The organism is Niastella soli, assembly GCF_017742245.1.
Classification (GTDB): domain Bacteria; phylum Bacteroidota; class Bacteroidia; order Chitinophagales; family Chitinophagaceae; genus Niastella; species Niastella soli.
In genome coordinates, this window is the sequence record NZ_JAGHKO010000001.1 from 1,951,077 (window position 1) to 1,967,033 (window position 15,957).

General features: G+C 39.4%; 17 protein-coding genes and 1 tRNA gene. 7 read left to right on the forward strand and 11 right to left on the reverse strand.

The window, feature by feature from the left end:
* Nucleotides 1–126: 126 nt before the first annotated feature.
* Genes J7I42_RS08160 through J7I42_RS08170 form a run of 3 tightly spaced genes read left to right on the forward strand, consistent with a single transcriptional unit; the run spans nt 127 to nt 1,448 of the window.
* A complete protein-coding gene (locus J7I42_RS08160; protein ID WP_209138281.1) occupies nt 127–519 on the forward strand; it encodes a hypothetical protein in 393 nt (130 codons plus the stop codon).
* A 39-nt stretch (nt 520–558) separates the two neighbouring features.
* Nucleotides 559–1,215 (forward strand): helix-turn-helix transcriptional regulator, encoded by a 657-nt coding sequence (locus J7I42_RS08165; RefSeq protein WP_209138282.1) that lies wholly within the window; start codon nt 559–561, stop codon nt 1,213–1,215.
* Between the two features lie 17 nt (nt 1,216–1,232).
* On the forward strand, nt 1,233–1,448 hold the full coding sequence (locus J7I42_RS08170; protein WP_209138283.1) for a hypothetical protein: 216 nt from the start codon (nt 1,233–1,235) through the stop codon (nt 1,446–1,448).
* A gap of 124 nt (nt 1,449–1,572) precedes the next feature.
* On the opposite strand, the gene J7I42_RS08175 is transcribed toward J7I42_RS08170, so the two are convergent.
* The 5 genes from J7I42_RS08175 to J7I42_RS08195 all read right to left on the reverse strand — a co-directional run bounded on the left by J7I42_RS08175 (nt 1,573) and on the right by J7I42_RS08195 (nt 4,762).
* Nucleotides 1,573–1,935: a hypothetical protein gene (locus J7I42_RS08175; protein WP_209138284.1), complete on the reverse strand. Its 363-nt coding sequence runs from the start codon at nt 1,933–1,935 to the stop codon at nt 1,573–1,575.
* Nucleotides 1,936–1,965: 30 nt separating this feature from the next.
* Entirely contained in the window at nt 1,966–2,988 is a 1,023-nt protein-coding gene (locus J7I42_RS08180; protein WP_209138285.1) for a relaxase/mobilization nuclease domain-containing protein, read from the reverse strand.
* Complete coding sequence (locus tag J7I42_RS08185; protein ID WP_378570598.1) at nt 2,985–3,365, reverse strand: plasmid mobilization protein; 381 nt, start codon at nt 3,363–3,365, stop codon at nt 2,985–2,987. Before J7I42_RS08185 ends, J7I42_RS08180 begins: the two co-directional genes overlap by 4 nt.
* Nucleotides 3,366–4,217: 852 nt before the next feature.
* Nucleotides 4,218–4,412: a hypothetical protein gene (locus tag J7I42_RS08190; RefSeq protein WP_209138287.1), complete on the reverse strand. Its 195-nt coding sequence runs from the start codon at nt 4,410–4,412 to the stop codon at nt 4,218–4,220.
* A gap of 29 nt (nt 4,413–4,441) precedes the next feature.
* A complete protein-coding gene (locus J7I42_RS08195; RefSeq protein WP_209138288.1) occupies nt 4,442–4,762 on the reverse strand; it encodes a helix-turn-helix domain-containing protein in 321 nt (106 codons plus the stop codon).
* Nucleotides 4,763–5,068: 306 nt separating this feature from the next.
* On the opposite strand from J7I42_RS08195, the gene J7I42_RS08200 reads away from it, so the two are divergent.
* From J7I42_RS08200 to J7I42_RS08210, 3 genes are read left to right on the forward strand one after another with little or no spacing between them, the layout of a single operon-like run.
* Nucleotides 5,069–5,317, forward strand: coding sequence for a helix-turn-helix transcriptional regulator (locus J7I42_RS08200; RefSeq protein WP_236065403.1), 249 nt, complete (start codon nt 5,069–5,071; stop codon nt 5,315–5,317).
* Nucleotides 5,317–7,956, forward strand: a complete 2,640-nt coding sequence (locus J7I42_RS08205) for an N-6 DNA methylase (protein ID WP_209138289.1) — start codon at nt 5,317–5,319, stop codon at nt 7,954–7,956. Before J7I42_RS08200 ends, J7I42_RS08205 begins: the two co-directional genes overlap by 1 nt.
* A gap of 3 nt (nt 7,957–7,959) precedes the next feature.
* Complete coding sequence (locus J7I42_RS08210) at nt 7,960–9,720, forward strand: ATP-dependent nuclease (RefSeq protein WP_209138290.1); 1,761 nt, start codon at nt 7,960–7,962, stop codon at nt 9,718–9,720.
* 76 nt (nt 9,721–9,796) lie between these two features.
* On the opposite strand, the gene J7I42_RS08215 is transcribed toward J7I42_RS08210, so the two are convergent.
* Together J7I42_RS08215 and J7I42_RS08220 are read right to left on the reverse strand one after the other, a co-directional pair.
* On the reverse strand, nt 9,797–11,038 hold the full coding sequence (locus J7I42_RS08215; RefSeq protein ID WP_209138291.1) for a site-specific integrase: 1,242 nt from the start codon (nt 11,036–11,038) through the stop codon (nt 9,797–9,799).
* 273 nt (nt 11,039–11,311) lie between these two features.
* A tRNA-Arg gene (locus J7I42_RS08220) sits at nt 11,312–11,383 on the reverse strand.
* Between the two features lie 190 nt (nt 11,384–11,573).
* On the opposite strand from J7I42_RS08220, the gene J7I42_RS08225 reads away from it, so the two are divergent.
* The gene (locus J7I42_RS08225) at nt 11,574–12,602 is read left to right on the forward strand and encodes a sensor histidine kinase (RefSeq protein WP_209138292.1); all 1,029 of its coding nucleotides are present in this window, start codon (nt 11,574–11,576) and stop codon (nt 12,600–12,602) included.
* Nucleotides 12,603–12,607: 5 nt separating this feature from the next.
* Here the strand turns inward: J7I42_RS08225 and cobC are convergent, their stop codons facing one another.
* From cobC to J7I42_RS08245, 4 genes are read right to left on the reverse strand one after another with little or no spacing between them, the layout of a single operon-like run.
* Complete coding sequence (cobC, locus tag J7I42_RS08230) at nt 12,608–13,225, reverse strand: alpha-ribazole phosphatase family protein (protein WP_209138293.1); 618 nt, start codon at nt 13,223–13,225, stop codon at nt 12,608–12,610.
* Nucleotides 13,222–14,034, reverse strand: a complete 813-nt coding sequence (locus J7I42_RS08235; protein ID WP_209138294.1) for an adenosylcobinamide-GDP ribazoletransferase — start codon at nt 14,032–14,034, stop codon at nt 13,222–13,224. The genes cobC and J7I42_RS08235 overlap by 4 nt, the downstream gene beginning before the upstream one ends.
* 37 nt (nt 14,035–14,071) lie before the next feature.
* Nucleotides 14,072–15,151: a nicotinate-nucleotide--dimethylbenzimidazole phosphoribosyltransferase gene (gene cobT, locus J7I42_RS08240; RefSeq protein WP_209138295.1), complete on the reverse strand. Its 1,080-nt coding sequence runs from the start codon at nt 15,149–15,151 to the stop codon at nt 14,072–14,074.
* 32 nt (nt 15,152–15,183) lie between these two features.
* The gene (locus J7I42_RS08245; protein WP_209138296.1) at nt 15,184–15,915 is read right to left on the reverse strand and encodes a Dph6-related ATP pyrophosphatase; all 732 of its coding nucleotides are present in this window, start codon (nt 15,913–15,915) and stop codon (nt 15,184–15,186) included.
* Nucleotides 15,916–15,957 lie beyond the last annotated feature (42 nt).

Sequence of the window (15,957 nt, forward strand, 5' to 3'; positions counted from 1 at the left end):
GTGCGTGGGCTCGCGTTGTTTTGGTCTATGGCGCTTGGTCGTGCCAGGGGACAACAACGTAGAGTCCTGCACCTTTTTTCTTCTGCAGGCTCATTAACCATTTCATGTAACTTAAAATCATTTCACATGAATGAGCCATTAAACAATTCCCGTCCTGGGATATCCTTTTCTGGTAAAACCTTCAACAAACACCCTCAATGGTACAACCAGCCATTACGCCTTACTAAAGAGCAGAAAAAAGATCCTCTGCTGGTGCTGGACGATTTTTTCGAATGCTATCATTTAAATGAGGTCCGCCAAACACTATGGGAATGGCTTACGGAAGTCCTTTCCAGTCAACGCAGTGTAGCCATTGAGCCGCTTGATCGTAATAATCATATTTATTTCTATGAAAAAGTAGAAGCGATTATTGAATTGGCATATGTCATGAAAAATAAGCTACATAAGCATCGGCGTAGGCAGAAAAGGAAAAGAAATAGGGTGAATAAGTTAAACGAAACCCAGCAAGCCGACCTATAACCTTTAAAATTCGATCCAGCACTATCATTAAATAGAGATATGAAAGATATTGGTATTCGACTAAGAGAATACAGGATTCTGTCAAACACTAAGATGCCAATTATTGCTTCGGCAACCGGTATAGCAAAGGAGACATTATATAAATGGGAGAAGGGGACAAAGCCAAGTAGTATTGAAGAATATTATAAACTGAAGGGTTACCTGGATAAGATGGAAAGTAATCTGGATGAAGAGACCTTTGAACTCGTAAAACAACATCCAGCAACATTAAGAATTCCCCTGACTAGCGCAGGTCCTGCGGTTCCACAATCAGATGGTATCGCGGCCAGTGGCACGGTGATCTTTTCCAATAACGAACCGGAATTGATTGTTGATCGTATTAATGCTCCTTGTCTTGGTACCGTGGACGGATCTATTGAAATTATCGGTAATAGCATGGAACCCACCTTTTGCAATGGGGGCCGGATAGCAATATCCCGGCTTTCCGATAATCGATCTCTTATTCCTGGCCAGTACTATTATATTATCGACACCAACTGGCAGGGAATTGTCCGTCGGGTTTATCCCGGTGAAAGGGGAAATAGTATCCTGCTGGTTGCTGATAACCCTGACCAATTAAAGCACCCGCCCATTGAAAAAAGCCTGGATCAGGTTGCAGCTATTTTTAAGGTAGGTGCTGCATTAATTAAATTCTAATCAAAACTTATCCAATTATGAACCTAAGTCAAGAGGCACTTAAAGCCATAAACAATCCGGCTACTCGCCGCAGATTAATGGATGTACTTGGCTGTACAGAGTTTACCATTGCCCGGTATATTCAAAAGAATAGCGATAACCTTACTAAAGCTGCCGCCATGCAGGTAATAAGGGAGGTGACCGGTTTACCCGATACTGAAATTTTGGAAGGTTTAGTAAGCAAAACAACTTAGTTAAATACCCGACACCGCTGTTTTAATAAAACTACTAATCAGTACCATTACGCCAAAAGCCCCGATGTTTCCACATCGGGACTTTTATTTCTATTTATCCTTATGCTAAAGCCTACCTTCCCATTCAATGTATGCTGAACCAATACAAATAGGTAAGAAATATAACAGCAACAACCAGTATCACAGCCCATTTTTTGGCATCCGATTGGAAAAACACCTGTAAGTTATTGGGCTGCTTTTTATATAATTGGCTTTCGATTATAAAATTGATCTTTATAAATGCGCTTTCTATCATTTTCTGAATTGGCTGGGTGTCTGTTTCTACAGTTATCTTTTGGGTAGCTAACTTTTTAGAAAAACTGTCCACTTCACTCTTTACTGTTTTTTCAATTGAAATGAGATCCTGCATTTGTTGGCTGAGCTTTGCTAGTTCTTCGGATTGTTCTTTTATTGCCAACTCCAGCGTTTCAAATTTATCTTCGTTCATAAATAAGTGTTTATTGTTTAAATAATTCTGTTAAAATCTGTGCCTATGTTTTTTCTTCTTTTTCTTTTTGTATAAAAATGGGCTAGGCGCATCCACATGTTCCGGTTTCAGCAATGCTTCCAGCAACTGATTCTGATGTGTGCCAGGTAATGGTATATGAGTTTCATTTGCTGGCATTTTTCCATTCGTTTTGTTAACGGCATTTTCGGATCGATTGGAAACGGCAGATTGCTTTTCTTTGGGCTTTTCTTTTGAGTTACTTTCCTCCGTTTTTTGCACCAGCTTATGCGTTTGTTTCTGACCGAGCAATCTTTCAATCGTCATTAATGAATAGCCGACTTCGCTGCCTTTTAGCTTTACTTTCTTGTCATCAATAAAAGCAATACCCCGTCCTTTTAGCACCTGATAACCCAAAGATTTCATTTTCTGCTCAAACTGCTCATATGTTTTCACCTGTTGCAGCACCTGCCGGATGTTCTCTTTTAATTGATCCATGCGAACGTTTTGCCGGGGTATTAGCCGCTGTTCTTTTGGCAAAAATACACGCGGACTTAGCACCTGTTTTAACTTGTGTTTGAGTTCCAGTTTCCGGCAGAGGTTAGCCATCTGGCGATAGTTGTTGCTGTTGCTGGCCACCTTACCATCATAACCCACCCGGTTGGCAACAATATGGATGTGTTGAGCGTGCGTGTCTTTATGCAGCACGACTGCATACTGATTTTTATCTACCTTAAATTCCGCCGTACATGCCTGGGCAATTTCTATCAGTTGATTTTTTGAAAGGTTTTCTCCGTGTGCCAGACTAAGTGTGAAATGGAACACCGGCTTTTCTACCCGTCGGCTTAATTTGCTGACTTCACTGAACTGGCTGGTCAGCTCGTTTACATTGCCAAAACAGTTGTTATAATACAACACTTCAGCCCGTTCCTTGTGTTGTACATTGTCCCTTTTAGACAGCTCCAATTTCTGCTCTTCAGACAGGTCAATTTTATCTTCCAGGCAGTATTTAAAGCAGTGGTAAAAAGAATTTCCGGTGATAACTTTGCCGATCATTTCAGGTAATTTTTAATCGATTCGGAAAGCTGTTTCAAATCGCGAGATTGAATCAGTAATTCGGCCCGGTCAAAAGCAGTTAACGGTTCAATACCATTTCGTTTTTTGGCGATCTGATTAAGATTTGCAGCATTGTGATTCAGGAGCCCAATTAGCTGTAAAACTTCCTTTGGTAACACTTTTTCGCGCCTGTCAATTTTACCGGTCAGCCCCATTGTTAAAAGGTATTCCGATACTGAAAATTTCACCGACTTTGCTTTTGCCTGGATGGCTTTGCGTTGAATAAGGGAACACCTAACGCTTACCCTGCAATCCTTTTTAATAGTCTTTTTAGGGCGTCCGCCCTTGTTTTTGACAACTTGATTCTCTTGCCTCATAATCTCTCCTCCTGTTGTTTTTAAACTGTTTTACGATTGAATTTTCAGAATCCCCCAAAGCGGGATGAGGGAAAAAGGTTTTGGTCCGACAAAACCATAGCTTGCTACTAAAAACTTAAAGCAGTCTTCCTGGTCTAAGGCCTTGCCTTAGGTTGTTGTTGTTATGATAAGCCATAGGCTTAACTCCTTATCATGTTCATATTATCCGCTTTCAGACCATGTACTTCTCCTTATTACATTTACAGGCCTTCAGAACATGCTTTACACTGGCGGCATCCCGGTTACATACTGACGTAGTTGTAGATGATGCTCTATTTTGAGCCGGCCCTTTTTTGAAAAAGGACCCCGTTCTAAACCAGAAAATTTGTCAGTGGCTGATCCGGTAGTTTGAGGAGCTAAAGAATCCTCCAAAAATAGAGATCTGATCCTAATCGAAACAATAAAATGAAACGTATTTTATATAGCTGCGCCACTTGAAATTTTCACCTTTTAACTCGTACCTATCAGCGTTATTTTTAAAGCCGATGGCGGTGAGATTTTTACCTTGTAAAAGGAAGCCGAATTTCCGGCAAAACCGGTCTGTAATTTCTATCTCCCGTCACTTTTTTAAGGCACTCTAAAAGTGGTTTTGAAACCATCGGCTGGTCGCCTATAATTAGAATTTTACCGTCCGAATTTCTTTCTTTTGGCCAGCAGAAAATGTATCACGAACAGGGAGCTGATTACCCGTTTTTATAATCAGCATTTGCGGGCCAAAAGAAAAAATATTTTACCCAGTTTGAACGGTCAACCGATAACACCATACACGGAACGGTTATAAAAACCGGGTGCCGAAATCACTCAGATCACCATCTACTCCGGCACCATGTTCGTACCTAACGCCCGGTTTCTGTTCACCTTGAAGAAGCTATCCCTTTCATCATGGGACGGTGACATGTACCAATTATCGGGATGGGATATTTTTTGCGGCTGATGGCCCTGTTTGACCAGGTAATCCACCAGATCAATTTCTATCGCCTCTGCACAAGCCAAGGCACATGCAGTCATACGCGTAAAATTTACATGATTATAAATGTTTACTGATTCCCTGGCGACACCCATTTTTGTTGCAGGGCCTGCACCTGGTCCCGGATGAAATACCGCCGGGATTTGATCTTGATGGAAGGTAGAAGTCCCGACTTACGCCAGTCGTTAATCGTCTGGCGGCTAACGTTGAAAATCTTCTGAACATCCTTGGTGGAAAGGTAGGGAGATTCGCCAGCCAAACTGGCTGGTGGTGTTGGGGTTAGAGCACGAATTTCCCGGATCTTCCGGTCAATCAACCCCTCAAATAACTTGATTAACTCCTGTGGTTTCTGGATTAGCAGAAACGGTGCATTGTTATTTACCTCACTCATACATCACTGTTTACGTACTCACAAATAGGTTTACCCGTACAAAGTAAGGCGCAGGGAAGACATGAAAAGAGGTGGGACGTCCTGGAACGATAATCACCTTAATTCTAATTAGTTGTGTCCAATTAATTATTATTTGTTGTTGAAGTTATTGGGTGATGATTATATAATTTAGAAATAAAAGTCTTTCACAAAACGGTTGAAAAGATATATGTGGGTATATGCAACATATTGCTCGTCAAATTAGTATTCTGACTAATGTTATCAAGTCTTAACAAAACCCAGTTATTTTATTAAAATGTTTTTTAAATGTTGATTAATTTGCAGGAAATGCAGACTTCTATGAATAAGAAGCCTATAAATAGAATAAAAGCAGTCTTAGCAGAGCAGGGGAAAACGGGAAAATGGTTGGCAGAGGAACTAGAAAAGAATGAAACTACCATATCTAGGTGGTGTACAAACGAAGTGCAACCTTCAATAGACATCTTAGTAGAAATAGCAAAACTTTTAGAAGTAGACGTTAGGGAATTAATCAATTCAACAAAAAAAGGTTTCTGATGCAAGTAGAAATAAAGGGTAGTAAAATTTTTTCTCCTCTCAATGGAAAGTGGCTTCCCTGTTCCGAAGAGGAAAAATTGAAACAAGAATTCATTTGTCGACTGATAAATAACTATGGCTATGATATTTCTCAACTTGGACAAGATGTCGAAATAAAAAAAAGATATAAAGCAGACATTGCTATATGGGGAACTGCATTAGAAAAAAAGAAAAACTCAATACCTTCCATAATAATAACTGTTGAATGTAAGGCTGAGCATATTAAAATAAAAGAAAGCGATTATACTATTGGGTATAACTTTGCTTCTACGATCAATGCAAATTTTTTTATAGCTGTCAATCTTAAAGAAACTAAGGTCTTTCATATTCAAAAAGACAATTCCCCAAAGAAAATTGAAAAATTAATAGATATACCTAAAGCGGAAGTTTTATTGGATGAAAAAAGAGTTGAGCGGTATATAAAAGATACAAAATCCTTTACCAAAGATGAATTTACTAAGTTACTCACACGTTGTCATAATATAATTAGGAACAACGATAAACTTTCTCCCGAGGCAGCTTTTGATGAAATAAGCAAGGTCTTGTTTATGAAGATTATGTTTGAAAAAAATTCAACAGAGGAAATGATTTTTTCAAAAGCAAAATTTCAAACTGATGAAAAAAATTATGAAAAAGTTATTCGTCCAAAATTAAAAAAGGATGTTGCTATTCTTGATCAGGATTATATGCAATATCTATTCGACAGCACTAAACAAGCATTCGAGACAGAGGGTATATTTGATCCTAAAGATCAACTCAAAATAAAACGAGCTAGTTTTGAATTAATTGTTGAGGAATTGGAGGCGTTTAATTTATCTGATACCTCGGATGATGTGAAAGGAATTGCTTTTGAACAATTTTTAGGAAAGACATTTCGTGGAGAGTTAGGGCAGTTCTTTACGCCTAGAACAATTGTTGATTATATGGTAGACATTCTCGATCCTAAAGAAGGAGAATTGATTTGTGACCCATGTTGTGGTAGCGGAGGATTCTTAATTACTGCGTTTGATTATGTCAGAAATAAAATTGACGAGGATATAAAAGTCAAAATAAAATCAATTAAAGAAGAATATAGTAACCCTAAATATGATGCACTTTCACAAAAAGAGCAGGAAAAAGTAGAAAAGAATATTCGACTGAAAGTTGATTTATTGAATGAAGAATTTAATCTTAAAAACCCCAAAGGAAGATATTACAACCTTTCCCATAACTGCATATATGGAACAGACGCTAATCCTAGAATGGCAAGGACGGCAAAAATGAATATGATCATGCATGGCGATGGGCATGGTGGTGTTCATCACCATGATGGGTTATTAAATGTAAATGGAATTTTTGAAAATCGGTTTGATATAATCTTAACTAATCCCCCTTTTGGGGCTCGTGTGGAGGAGTCCCTACGCATAACTGAACAAGACAGGTTTACTGATGCTAAAAAGATAAAAGGATATATTAGTCGATACGGAGATAAATATGAAACTGCGTTGAAACAGATTGATTCTAATGTTGGTAAGCCAATTTTAAGTCTTTTTGAAACCGGTAAGATGAGTAGTTTAACAGAAGTTCTTTTTTTAGAGAGATGTTTAAATTTACTTAAGCCAGGAGGGAGACTAGGAATTGTTTTACCAGAGGGAGTTATGAATAATAATGGGTTACAAAAAATAAGAGAATATGTGGAAAGTCGAGCAAAAATTATTAATATTACTTCAATACCGCAAGATGTATTTATTTCATCTGGCGCAACAATTAAACCAAGTATTCTATTTCTAGAAAAATATTCTGATGAGGTTATCGAAAGAAACAGAAAGCTAGAAAAATCAGGGAAAGATTACAGGTTAGTTCTTACGAATATTACAAATGCAGGGATAAATTCAAATGGAACGTATTCAGATGGAAATGAATTTCCGCAGGCTAGTCAGGAGTTTAAGAGTTTTGTGCTTGATAAATACCTTGAACCAAACTTTAATCTCATAAAAATCTGCTTATATTCTGAGTTAATTAATTGGAGTGTTGCTCACAATTTTGATACATCTTTTCAAAATTATAACACCAATTATAATAGTGTTCATTTAAACACTTTTTTGAAGAAAAATAACGATTTTGTCAAGGTAGATGATAATACGCTTTATAAGCGAATTACAATAAAAATCAATAATAATGGCATTCAATTAAGAGATACAGTTATAGGATCAAAGATTGGGACTAAGCGTCAGGTTGTGATCAAAAAAGGTCAATTTGCAATTTCTAAAATAGATGCCAGGCATGGGGCTATGGGTATTATCCCTGATGATTTAGATGGTGCAATTGTAACGCCGGATTTTCTAACGTACACAATTGATAAATCTATTATTTTGCCGGAATATCTAGAACTAATTATTTCTACGAAATCCTTTATTGACTTTTGTAAAAAGTTTAGTAGTGGCACTACCAATCGGCAAAGATTAAATGAAACCTTGTTTTTAAACGCAAAAATTCCGATGCCACCGATTGAACAACAAATATTGCTTGTAGGTGAGATATCTGAGTTAAAGAAAACTATAGCCGAGTCCGAGAAAAAATTAACGATTGCAAAAAAAGAATTTGAAAAAAAGCTTTTTTAACTTATGAAATTAAAACAACTTGAGATTAAAAGTAGATTTAAAAACCTGGTTGATTTTGTTATAGATTTTTCTAATAGATCCGGCACAACGGTTTTAATAGGAAATAATGGAAGCGGAAAGAGTAATATTTTAGAAGCTATTAGCAGCATTTTTGCGGGGTTGTATGATAGAAGATTTAATCCTTCATTTAATTATAGTATCGATTACGAAATAAATAACTATGATGTTTCAATAACATATGAAGATGGGGAGTATGATTTTCGTGTCAACGGAAATGCTGAAAATATAAGAAATGAGTATTTACCAAGCCAAGTGATATGCTCCTATAGTGGAGAAGAGAACCGAATTTGGAAAAAATACTATTGGCCATTTTATGAAGAATATATAAAAGCGATACGGGGGGCTACTTTGCCAAATTCAAGAATGGTCTATGTAAATAAATATTATTGGAATATTGCTCTATTAATATTACACTTTCATGATTTCGACGTCTTCACCGATATTAGGGATTTTTGTCAAAAGACATTGGCTATAAATACTATTAAGCAAATAAAGTTCACTTTTGATACTGATAAAATTCGTGATTATTTAAAAAACCCAAATCCAATTACCGCATTTATTTCGGCTATTAATCCTAATAGTGATGAAGTAGTTCCAATGAGTCTGAATGATTTTAAGGGCCAGACAAATCACCTGAATGAAAAGGATTTATTTAGATATTTAGCTGCGTCTTTCATGCCCAAAGATGATAAGTTAATCACAAAAATTGATTTTGTTTACAATAATAGTTTAGACTCGGATGATTTGAGTGAAGGGGAAAAGAAATTTCTTTTGCTTGTGTTAATATTGGAAGTTGTTGCTGATGAAAATTCTCTTATATTATTAGATGAGCCAGATAGTCATATTCATCTTTCAAGAAAAGAAGATATTCGAAGTCTAATTTGTAAATATGTAAATCGTGAGAACATAATCACAACGCATTCTCCAACACTTACTCATAATTTTGATTTGAAGCATATTGTGATGCTGACTAAAAAGCAAAACAATGATGCGCAAATTGAGAGTAAAGAAAAGCAGGAAATTGTTTATGAATTGACTAAAGGTATTTGGAGTTATCAGGAGCAGAATATTTTTTTGTCATCCCAAAATGATATTCTACTTGTAGAAGGCAAGTCCGACGAAACATTTATTCGAAAAGCCTTAGAAGTCTTGCAACAATCTAATCCAAGGTATTCAAATTTAAGATTTGAGTTCCTGCCATGTGGAGGGGCCGATGGAGTTAAATTAGTGATAAGTAAATTTAAGCCTGCTTTTGGACAGCATATTATTGCCTTGTTTGACGCAGATAAAGCCGGCTGGGATTCTATAAATAAGATTTTTGAAAGACAAAGGAATCCTTATAATAACACCAATTTCGGTAAATATAGAACTAAAGATTCCGTTTATGTAGCAGTATTCCCTAAAAGAAAATTTTATAGGGGTGATGATAATTTTAACATTGAAGATTATTTTAGTAAACAGTTACTTACAAAGTATGTGTTAGATACCTTTAAAAACCTTTCGTCAATAGTTACAAAAGATCATTTAAAGAGGAAACTCGAAAGGGAATGTAACAGCTTCCCCGATGATGAATTCAAGCATTTCAGTATATTGTTTGACCTTCTATTAGAAATAAAATCAAAACCTAGCATAGTTCAACAACAGCAACCCAATACACACGTTAATACTCAAATAATAGCGGCTAATGCAGCTCAGACGCCTTGAATTATTAGCAATATTAAATAATCAGGTTACCTCTAATGATGGGGTAACCTGATTATTTAAAGTAGTTAACTTTTATTTAAGGTAGACAATTCTTTTCTGCATCCAACTTCTCCCTCAACGCCTTCATATTCTGGCTCACCTTCTTCTGACTTACCTTAGCATATATCTGCGTTGTCTTGATGCTCTTATGTCCAAGGAGCTGGCTCACCGTTTCAATAGGTACATCATGTTCAAGGGTGATGGTGGTGGCAAACGTATGCCGCGCCATGTGGGTGGTTAAATGCTTTTTAATACCACATATAATCGCTATTTCTTTCAGGTAGCCATTATAGCATTGGTTGCTGTTTACCGGCAGTAAACGGTTCTTATTGATGCACCAGGGATGGTTTTTGTATTTGTCCAGTATATCAAGCGCAATGGGTAGGAGAGGAACCCGTTCCGGTGTACTGGTTTTGGCGCGATTCTTTACAATCCATTTTTCACCATCTATGCCGGTTATAATATCATCAGGTGTTAAACTGAATACATCCTGGTAAGCAAAGCCGGTATAACAGGAAAAGATAAATACATCTCTTACCTCACCTAACCGGTCCATTTCGATTTCTTTCGCGTAAATGGCGGTTACTTCTTCCATCGTCAGCCTTTCACGCGGTGGTTCCTTGTAGGTGCATTTGAAACTGGCCAACGGATGCACAGCAAGCCATCCCTGGTCAACGGCAAATTTTAAGATCCGCTTAAATATGCGGATATACTTCATAGCGGTATTGCTGCATCCTTTTTCATGCGTCATTAAAAAATGCTCAAAGTCTCCTGCAAAGGATGGCTTTATTTCCCGCAGCAGCATATCTGTACGCTTGAATTGATGCTTTAAAAACTGCTTCACTTTTTCGCGGGTGGTGTGTACACAATTAAGGGAGCTTTTCGATTTCTGTCCGCTGCCTACTTTTTCGGCAAATCGGTCATAATAGAAGTTCATCACGTCCTGTACATGCTTCTGGTTTTCATCAATGCCCAGGTATAGGTTCTTCAGGATCTCTGCGGTAATGGGTTTACCTAGTGCTTCTAATTGTAAGTACTTCTTGTGGAGGTCAGCTTTAATAAGGGTAAGCCGTCTGTTAATGGTTTGGACTTCTTCAGTTTTGCCTTTTACTAATTGTCCTTCTGAATCCCAGGCTTTGGGATCAACGTAAAGATTGGTTGATAATTCAACCCGTTTCTGATTAATGGTAAAGCGTAAATAAATGGCTGATTTGCCGTTCTTCCCACGGCCCTTGAAAAGCCGGAACAGGATAAATAGGTTTTGATTTCCCTTCTTCATACAAACAAATTTTTGTTAACCGAATATTGTTTCCATCGCTCAAGTCCTCTCTTCACTTACTTTTTTCGGTCAAACCCAATCGCAGCAAGGGTTTCGGAACTTGGAGGGAGCAAAATAAAAAATTATGCTCTGCTCCCTTCATGCTCCCTCGAAGCGGTTGTATGAACAGGTAAACCCATGTTAATCTTTGTCGCCCAAAAACAAAAAACCCGTACAAAATCAAGATTTTATACGGGCAATTAAACTTTCGTTACTACAATTGAACTTAGAGAGTGGTCTCGTCCAGAATCGAACTGGAATATCAAGTTCCGGAGACTTGCGTACTATCCATTGTACTACGAGACCAGTTTTAATGCTTTTTTAAACCGAATCCGAAGTTCGGGCGGCAAATCTACACTAAAATTGCCAAATCTCCGAAAGGTTGAAAATTAATACAGTAATAATGGTGAAAAACGTGCTTGCGGGCTTTGAGAGTCAGGTCAATTTTGCAAAAACCAGGGACCGGTTACACATAAATGATTTAGTACATTTGAATATGAAGCTGCCACGCCCCAGATGGTTCTTATCTATCGCATTTATCACCCAGTTTCTATTCTGGCTTACCAGCCTCTTACTGGTGATATATGTGGCGGCTACAAATCAACATAAGGAAAGTGTGGGGCTTTACTCAGCATTATTGATGGGCTGCCACCTCACCAACTTTTACGTCGTTTACAGCTTCCTGGTCCCCCGTTACTATAATAAAAATAACAAGCTGCTGGCTGCTGGTTTACTGACTCTGATAATAGTATTAACCTACCTGAGGGGTTTAATTGAACACCAGTTTACTGATGGTTCCTATGTATTGGCGGCACATTATCTGAATGGGAAAGCCGGATTGGGCGGCGTTCTTTTTGCCGAGATCTTTATTGCCGCCTTTGCCTTTCTGCTGCGGTTGTCGTTAAATTATGAAATTGAGCGGGCAAGGGCCATCGAGTTAGAAAATCTCCACCTGCAATTAGAGCTTCGTTTCCTGAAAGCGCAAATGAATCCGCATTTTTTGTTTAACACGTTGAATAATATTTATTCCCTTATCGTGATTAAATCTGATAAAGCGGAAACGGCCCTGATGCGGTTATCTGACCTGCTACGCTATATGTTATATGAAAGTTCCGGAAAAGTAAATCTGCAAAAGGAATTAAACGTTTTATATGCCTATATAGAGCTGTTTCAATTGCGGTTTGAGCAGGATCTGCCTATAGAGATCATTAATGAAGTGGATTGCCAGGCGGAAATAGAATCCCTGTTATTGATACCCTTTATGGAAAATGCAATAAAACATTCAGCCGTTGGGGTGCAGCCGGAATCTACTGTATTTATGAAAATTACCAGTCCGGGAAAAGATAAGCTGAATATATACATGCACAACACGAAAGCCAATCCCCCTATTCATCAGGAGGTGGGCGGGATCGGGCTGGTCAATATAAAAAAGCGCCTGGAGATACTCTATCCCGATAAACATGAACTGATCATCGATGAAAATGATCACACTTTTTCAATTCACCTGACTATTAAGGTCATTTAAAAGGGTTAACCGCCTGATTGCTTTTTAAAATTACTGGGTTTGTGCTGCTCCTTTTCGGTAGTGACATGATGCAGGGTGTTATACTGTAACCCTGTAGAGCTGGCCTGTAATTGCATTACACAGCCATAGCTGATCTTAAAGGCCCCAAATGAATCAACCAGTGGCGTTTTTGTAATGTGCGATAAAATACTTCTAATAACGCCGCCATGCGTAACGATCGCTACCGGGTGGGGGCCCTCGGCGATCCGGGTGAAACACTGTGTGACCCGACTATGCATTTGTATATAACTCTCACCACCGGGAATGGTTACGTTTACGAAATCTTTCATCCAGGGGTCAATGATCTCAGGGGCTATGGCATCCCAATGTATGCCTTCCCATTCCCCGCAAGCCAGTTCCATCAGGTCAGGTTCCAGGTTGATGGTGCTAGCGGGAAATAAAAAGCTGGCCAGTTTATGACACCTGATGAGCGGACTGCTATACACCTGCTCAATGCCTGCAGGAAGGGCTTTTTGTATCTCAATGGCCTCCGCTTCAAAAGAATCTGTTACATCAATATTCAACTGACCGTAACAAATGCCTTTTTCAATAAGCGGGGTAGTATGTCGAATAAGATATATCATATAACGTAACGCCAGATAATGATCATGCCTAAGTAAAAACTCAATTCACTAACCTGTTGAATGGCGCCCAGGCAATCGCCGGTATAACCACCGATCCATTTTTTAAAATATTTTGCCAGACTGAATGCAATATACACCACTGGGATAATGGCCAGTAAAAATTGCCAGCTCATAAAGGCAAATGGTATCAGCGCCGTAATAATGGGCACAAATAATGCCGGGAATGTTGGCTTTTGGGCGGCCGTGGGTTTAGATTTACTGTTATCAGGATCGGTTACATACTCATAATAGCGCATCACCAGCACGGGCATCAGCCTGCTTACCGAATGGGCAGCCAACAGCGTCAATAAAAAATAGCGGTAATTGTAAAAGATATTTATTGAAGGTTCGTGCAGGTCAGGCGTGAACTTGGGCAATTCCTTTAGCAATAAGAATTTGCAGAGCAGAATGGCCATCATGCCAATTACCCCATACGATCCCAAGCGGCTGTCTTTCATGATCAGCAGGATCTTTTCTTTCGTCCAGCCCCCGCCAAAGGCGTCACACACATCGGCAAACCCATCTTCATGAAAAGCGCCGGTAGTTAATATACCCGCAATGATAGAGGCTGCAAGGGCAATGTCTTCACTGATGTATTTATTGAAAATTAGGAAGGCCAATCCGCTAAGTCCGGCTACCATCCAGCCGATCAACGGGAAATAGCGGACTGATTTTTCCAGGTAGTCTGGCGAATGATCGGTAAAACGCGGAACGGGTAACCGCGTAAGAAACATCATGGCCGTAAAAAATATGCGTAGTTCTTTTTTCATGGTCGGTAATTAAGCAAGGAATTGGTACCAAAGGTATTTAGCGTTCCGCGTTCTGCGTACTTACGCCAGCGCTTTCAAAGCTGGCCATTTCGTTCAGGAAGTTAACGGCTGCCTGTATCATGGGCATGGCCAGTGCGGCCCCTGTACCTTCACCCAGCCGCATAGAAAGATGCAACAGGGGCGTAACACCCAGGTGTCGTAATAACTTTTCATGACCGGCCTCATGGCTGGTGTGTGCAAAAATACAATGATCGGTCAGGGTCGTCCAATCGGGCACAGGCGATGGTTGTTTGGTTGCTCTGAATATTTCATTGGCTATCAGCATGGCCGCCGTTGCAATAAAACCATCCACCAATACGATCAGCTGAAGTTGAACGGCTTCCAGATAAGCACCGGCCATCATTGCGATCTCAAAACCGCCTACCCGCGATAGCAGGTCAATAGGTTGTTGGCTTAATTCATTTAATGTATGTTTTTTGAAAACCTCCTGAAGCGTGTCGATCTTTTTTTGCAATTGATCATCATTCAAACCGGCCCCTCTGCCTGTAAATTCAACAACAGGCAATCCGGTTATGGCACTCATGATCAACGTGGCTGAGGAGGTATTGCCAATGCCCATTTCTCCAAACCCAATGCAATTGCAGCCATCGACAGTTAACTGGCGCACGATCGATCTTCCCTTTTCGATGGCTTGTTCCGCTTCTGCAATGGTCATAGCGGGCTCATTCAAATAATTCTTTGTTCCATACCCTATCTTGGCATTTAATACTTCGGTTGAATGGGAGGTGAAATCAAAATTTACACCTGCATCCACCACCTTTAGGGTTAATTGATTTTGCCGGCAGAATACATTGATGGCGGCGCCGCCATGCGCAAAGTTCAACACCATTTGAGCTGTTACTTCTTGAGGATAGGCATTTACCAACCCTGTTTGGGCAATACCATGATCGCCTGCAAACACCACAATATGAGGTTGCCGGATCACCGGTTTTGTTGTTTGCTGGATCAAACCAATCTGCAGGGCTATTTCTTCCAGGCGACCTAGCGCCCCTAAAGGTTTTGTTTTATTATCTATCGTATGTTGAAGCTGTTGCTTTAAGGCTGATTCCTTTTTCATTTCGCTGTTTTTCATGCTGAATGTATCATTTCTTAACCAGGTAACAGATCGCAAAAATAGAACCCATACTCCGAAGGCTGGTCCATAGGGTTACAGGTATCGGCTGCCTGTTGCGGCGCCTGGTAGGTTCTATATACAATATCGCCGCTGGTAAATGGGATGGGGTGTTTGAAAATGGGACCATCAAAAACGAAAGAATGGTATTCGCCATTTTCTCCACATACATCCACGTTAGGGGGCAGATCACGAACAAAAGATTCATCTATGAGGCGCCCGCAAAAGTTTTTATCCAGGAATTTGGTATTCACACATACAATGATGGCTTTGAAACCCAATTGCAGGAATTCCTGCATCAACTGCGTGGTTGAGATTTTCCATAGGGGAAACACACATTGGATGTCAACCGTGGCCAGTTTTTCTTCCCGATATCGTTTCAGGTCTTCCAGGAAAATATCTCCAAATACGGCATGGCTGTAGCCATTGTTTTTTAAGGCGGTTACTTTATTCATCATCGCCTGTTCATATTCCTGCATGCCTGGTTGTTCGGGCAATTCAATGGTTTGCAGGGGGAGGCCAATAGACGCCGCTTGTGCCTCCAGCAAAGAACGGCGTACGCCATGCATGGAGATCCGGTCATGCGCTGCATTCACACTGGTGAGCAAACAATCAACCTGGTACTGATTATCCTGTTGTATATAATGTAAGCAAAGCGATGAATCTTTTCCACCGCTCCAATTCATATAAGATCTTGCTGAAGCTGCCATCACAAAATGTTACTATTAGTTTTGAGCTTAAAACATAGGGAA

What these genes read in the sequence shown, in the direction of transcription:
- J7I42_RS08180 (WP_209138285.1), bottom strand. Translation starts at nt 2,988, where the DNA reads ATGATCGGCAAAGTTATCACCGGAAATTCTTTTTACCACTGCTTTAAA.
- J7I42_RS08200 (WP_236065403.1), top strand. Translation starts at nt 5,069, where the DNA reads ATGTTGATTAATTTGCAGGAAATGCAGACTTCTATGAATAAGAAGCCT.
- J7I42_RS08175 (WP_209138284.1), bottom strand. Translation starts at nt 1,935, where the DNA reads ATGAACGAAGATAAATTTGAAACGCTGGAGTTGGCAATAAAAGAACAA.
- J7I42_RS08205 (WP_209138289.1), top strand. Translation starts at nt 5,317, where the DNA reads ATGCAAGTAGAAATAAAGGGTAGTAAAATTTTTTCTCCTCTCAATGGA.
- cobT (WP_209138295.1), bottom strand. Translation starts at nt 15,151, where the DNA reads ATGAAAAAGGAATCAGCCTTAAAGCAACAGCTTCAACATACGATAGAT.
- J7I42_RS08215 (WP_209138291.1), bottom strand. Translation starts at nt 11,038, where the DNA reads ATGAAGAAGGGAAATCAAAACCTATTTATCCTGTTCCGGCTTTTCAAG.
- cobC (WP_209138293.1), bottom strand. Translation starts at nt 13,225, where the DNA reads ATGATATATCTTATTCGACATACTACCCCGCTTATTGAAAAAGGCATT.
- J7I42_RS08190 (WP_209138287.1), bottom strand. Translation starts at nt 4,412, where the DNA reads ATGACTGCATGTGCCTTGGCTTGTGCAGAGGCGATAGAAATTGATCTG.
- J7I42_RS08185 (WP_378570598.1), bottom strand. Translation starts at nt 3,365, where the DNA reads ATGAGGCAAGAGAATCAAGTTGTCAAAAACAAGGGCGGACGCCCTAAA.
- J7I42_RS08165 (WP_209138282.1), top strand. Translation starts at nt 559, where the DNA reads ATGAAAGATATTGGTATTCGACTAAGAGAATACAGGATTCTGTCAAAC.
- J7I42_RS08235 (WP_209138294.1), bottom strand. Translation starts at nt 14,034, where the DNA reads ATGAAAAAAGAACTACGCATATTTTTTACGGCCATGATGTTTCTTACG.
- J7I42_RS08160 (WP_209138281.1), top strand. Translation starts at nt 127, where the DNA reads ATGAATGAGCCATTAAACAATTCCCGTCCTGGGATATCCTTTTCTGGT.
- J7I42_RS08245 (WP_209138296.1), bottom strand. Translation starts at nt 15,915, where the DNA reads ATGGCAGCTTCAGCAAGATCTTATATGAATTGGAGCGGTGGAAAAGAT.
- J7I42_RS08210 (WP_209138290.1), top strand. Translation starts at nt 7,960, where the DNA reads ATGAAATTAAAACAACTTGAGATTAAAAGTAGATTTAAAAACCTGGTT.
- J7I42_RS08195 (WP_209138288.1), bottom strand. Translation starts at nt 4,762, where the DNA reads ATGAGTGAGGTAAATAACAATGCACCGTTTCTGCTAATCCAGAAACCA.
- J7I42_RS08170 (WP_209138283.1), top strand. Translation starts at nt 1,233, where the DNA reads ATGAACCTAAGTCAAGAGGCACTTAAAGCCATAAACAATCCGGCTACT.
- J7I42_RS08225 (WP_209138292.1), top strand. Translation starts at nt 11,574, where the DNA reads ATGAAGCTGCCACGCCCCAGATGGTTCTTATCTATCGCATTTATCACC.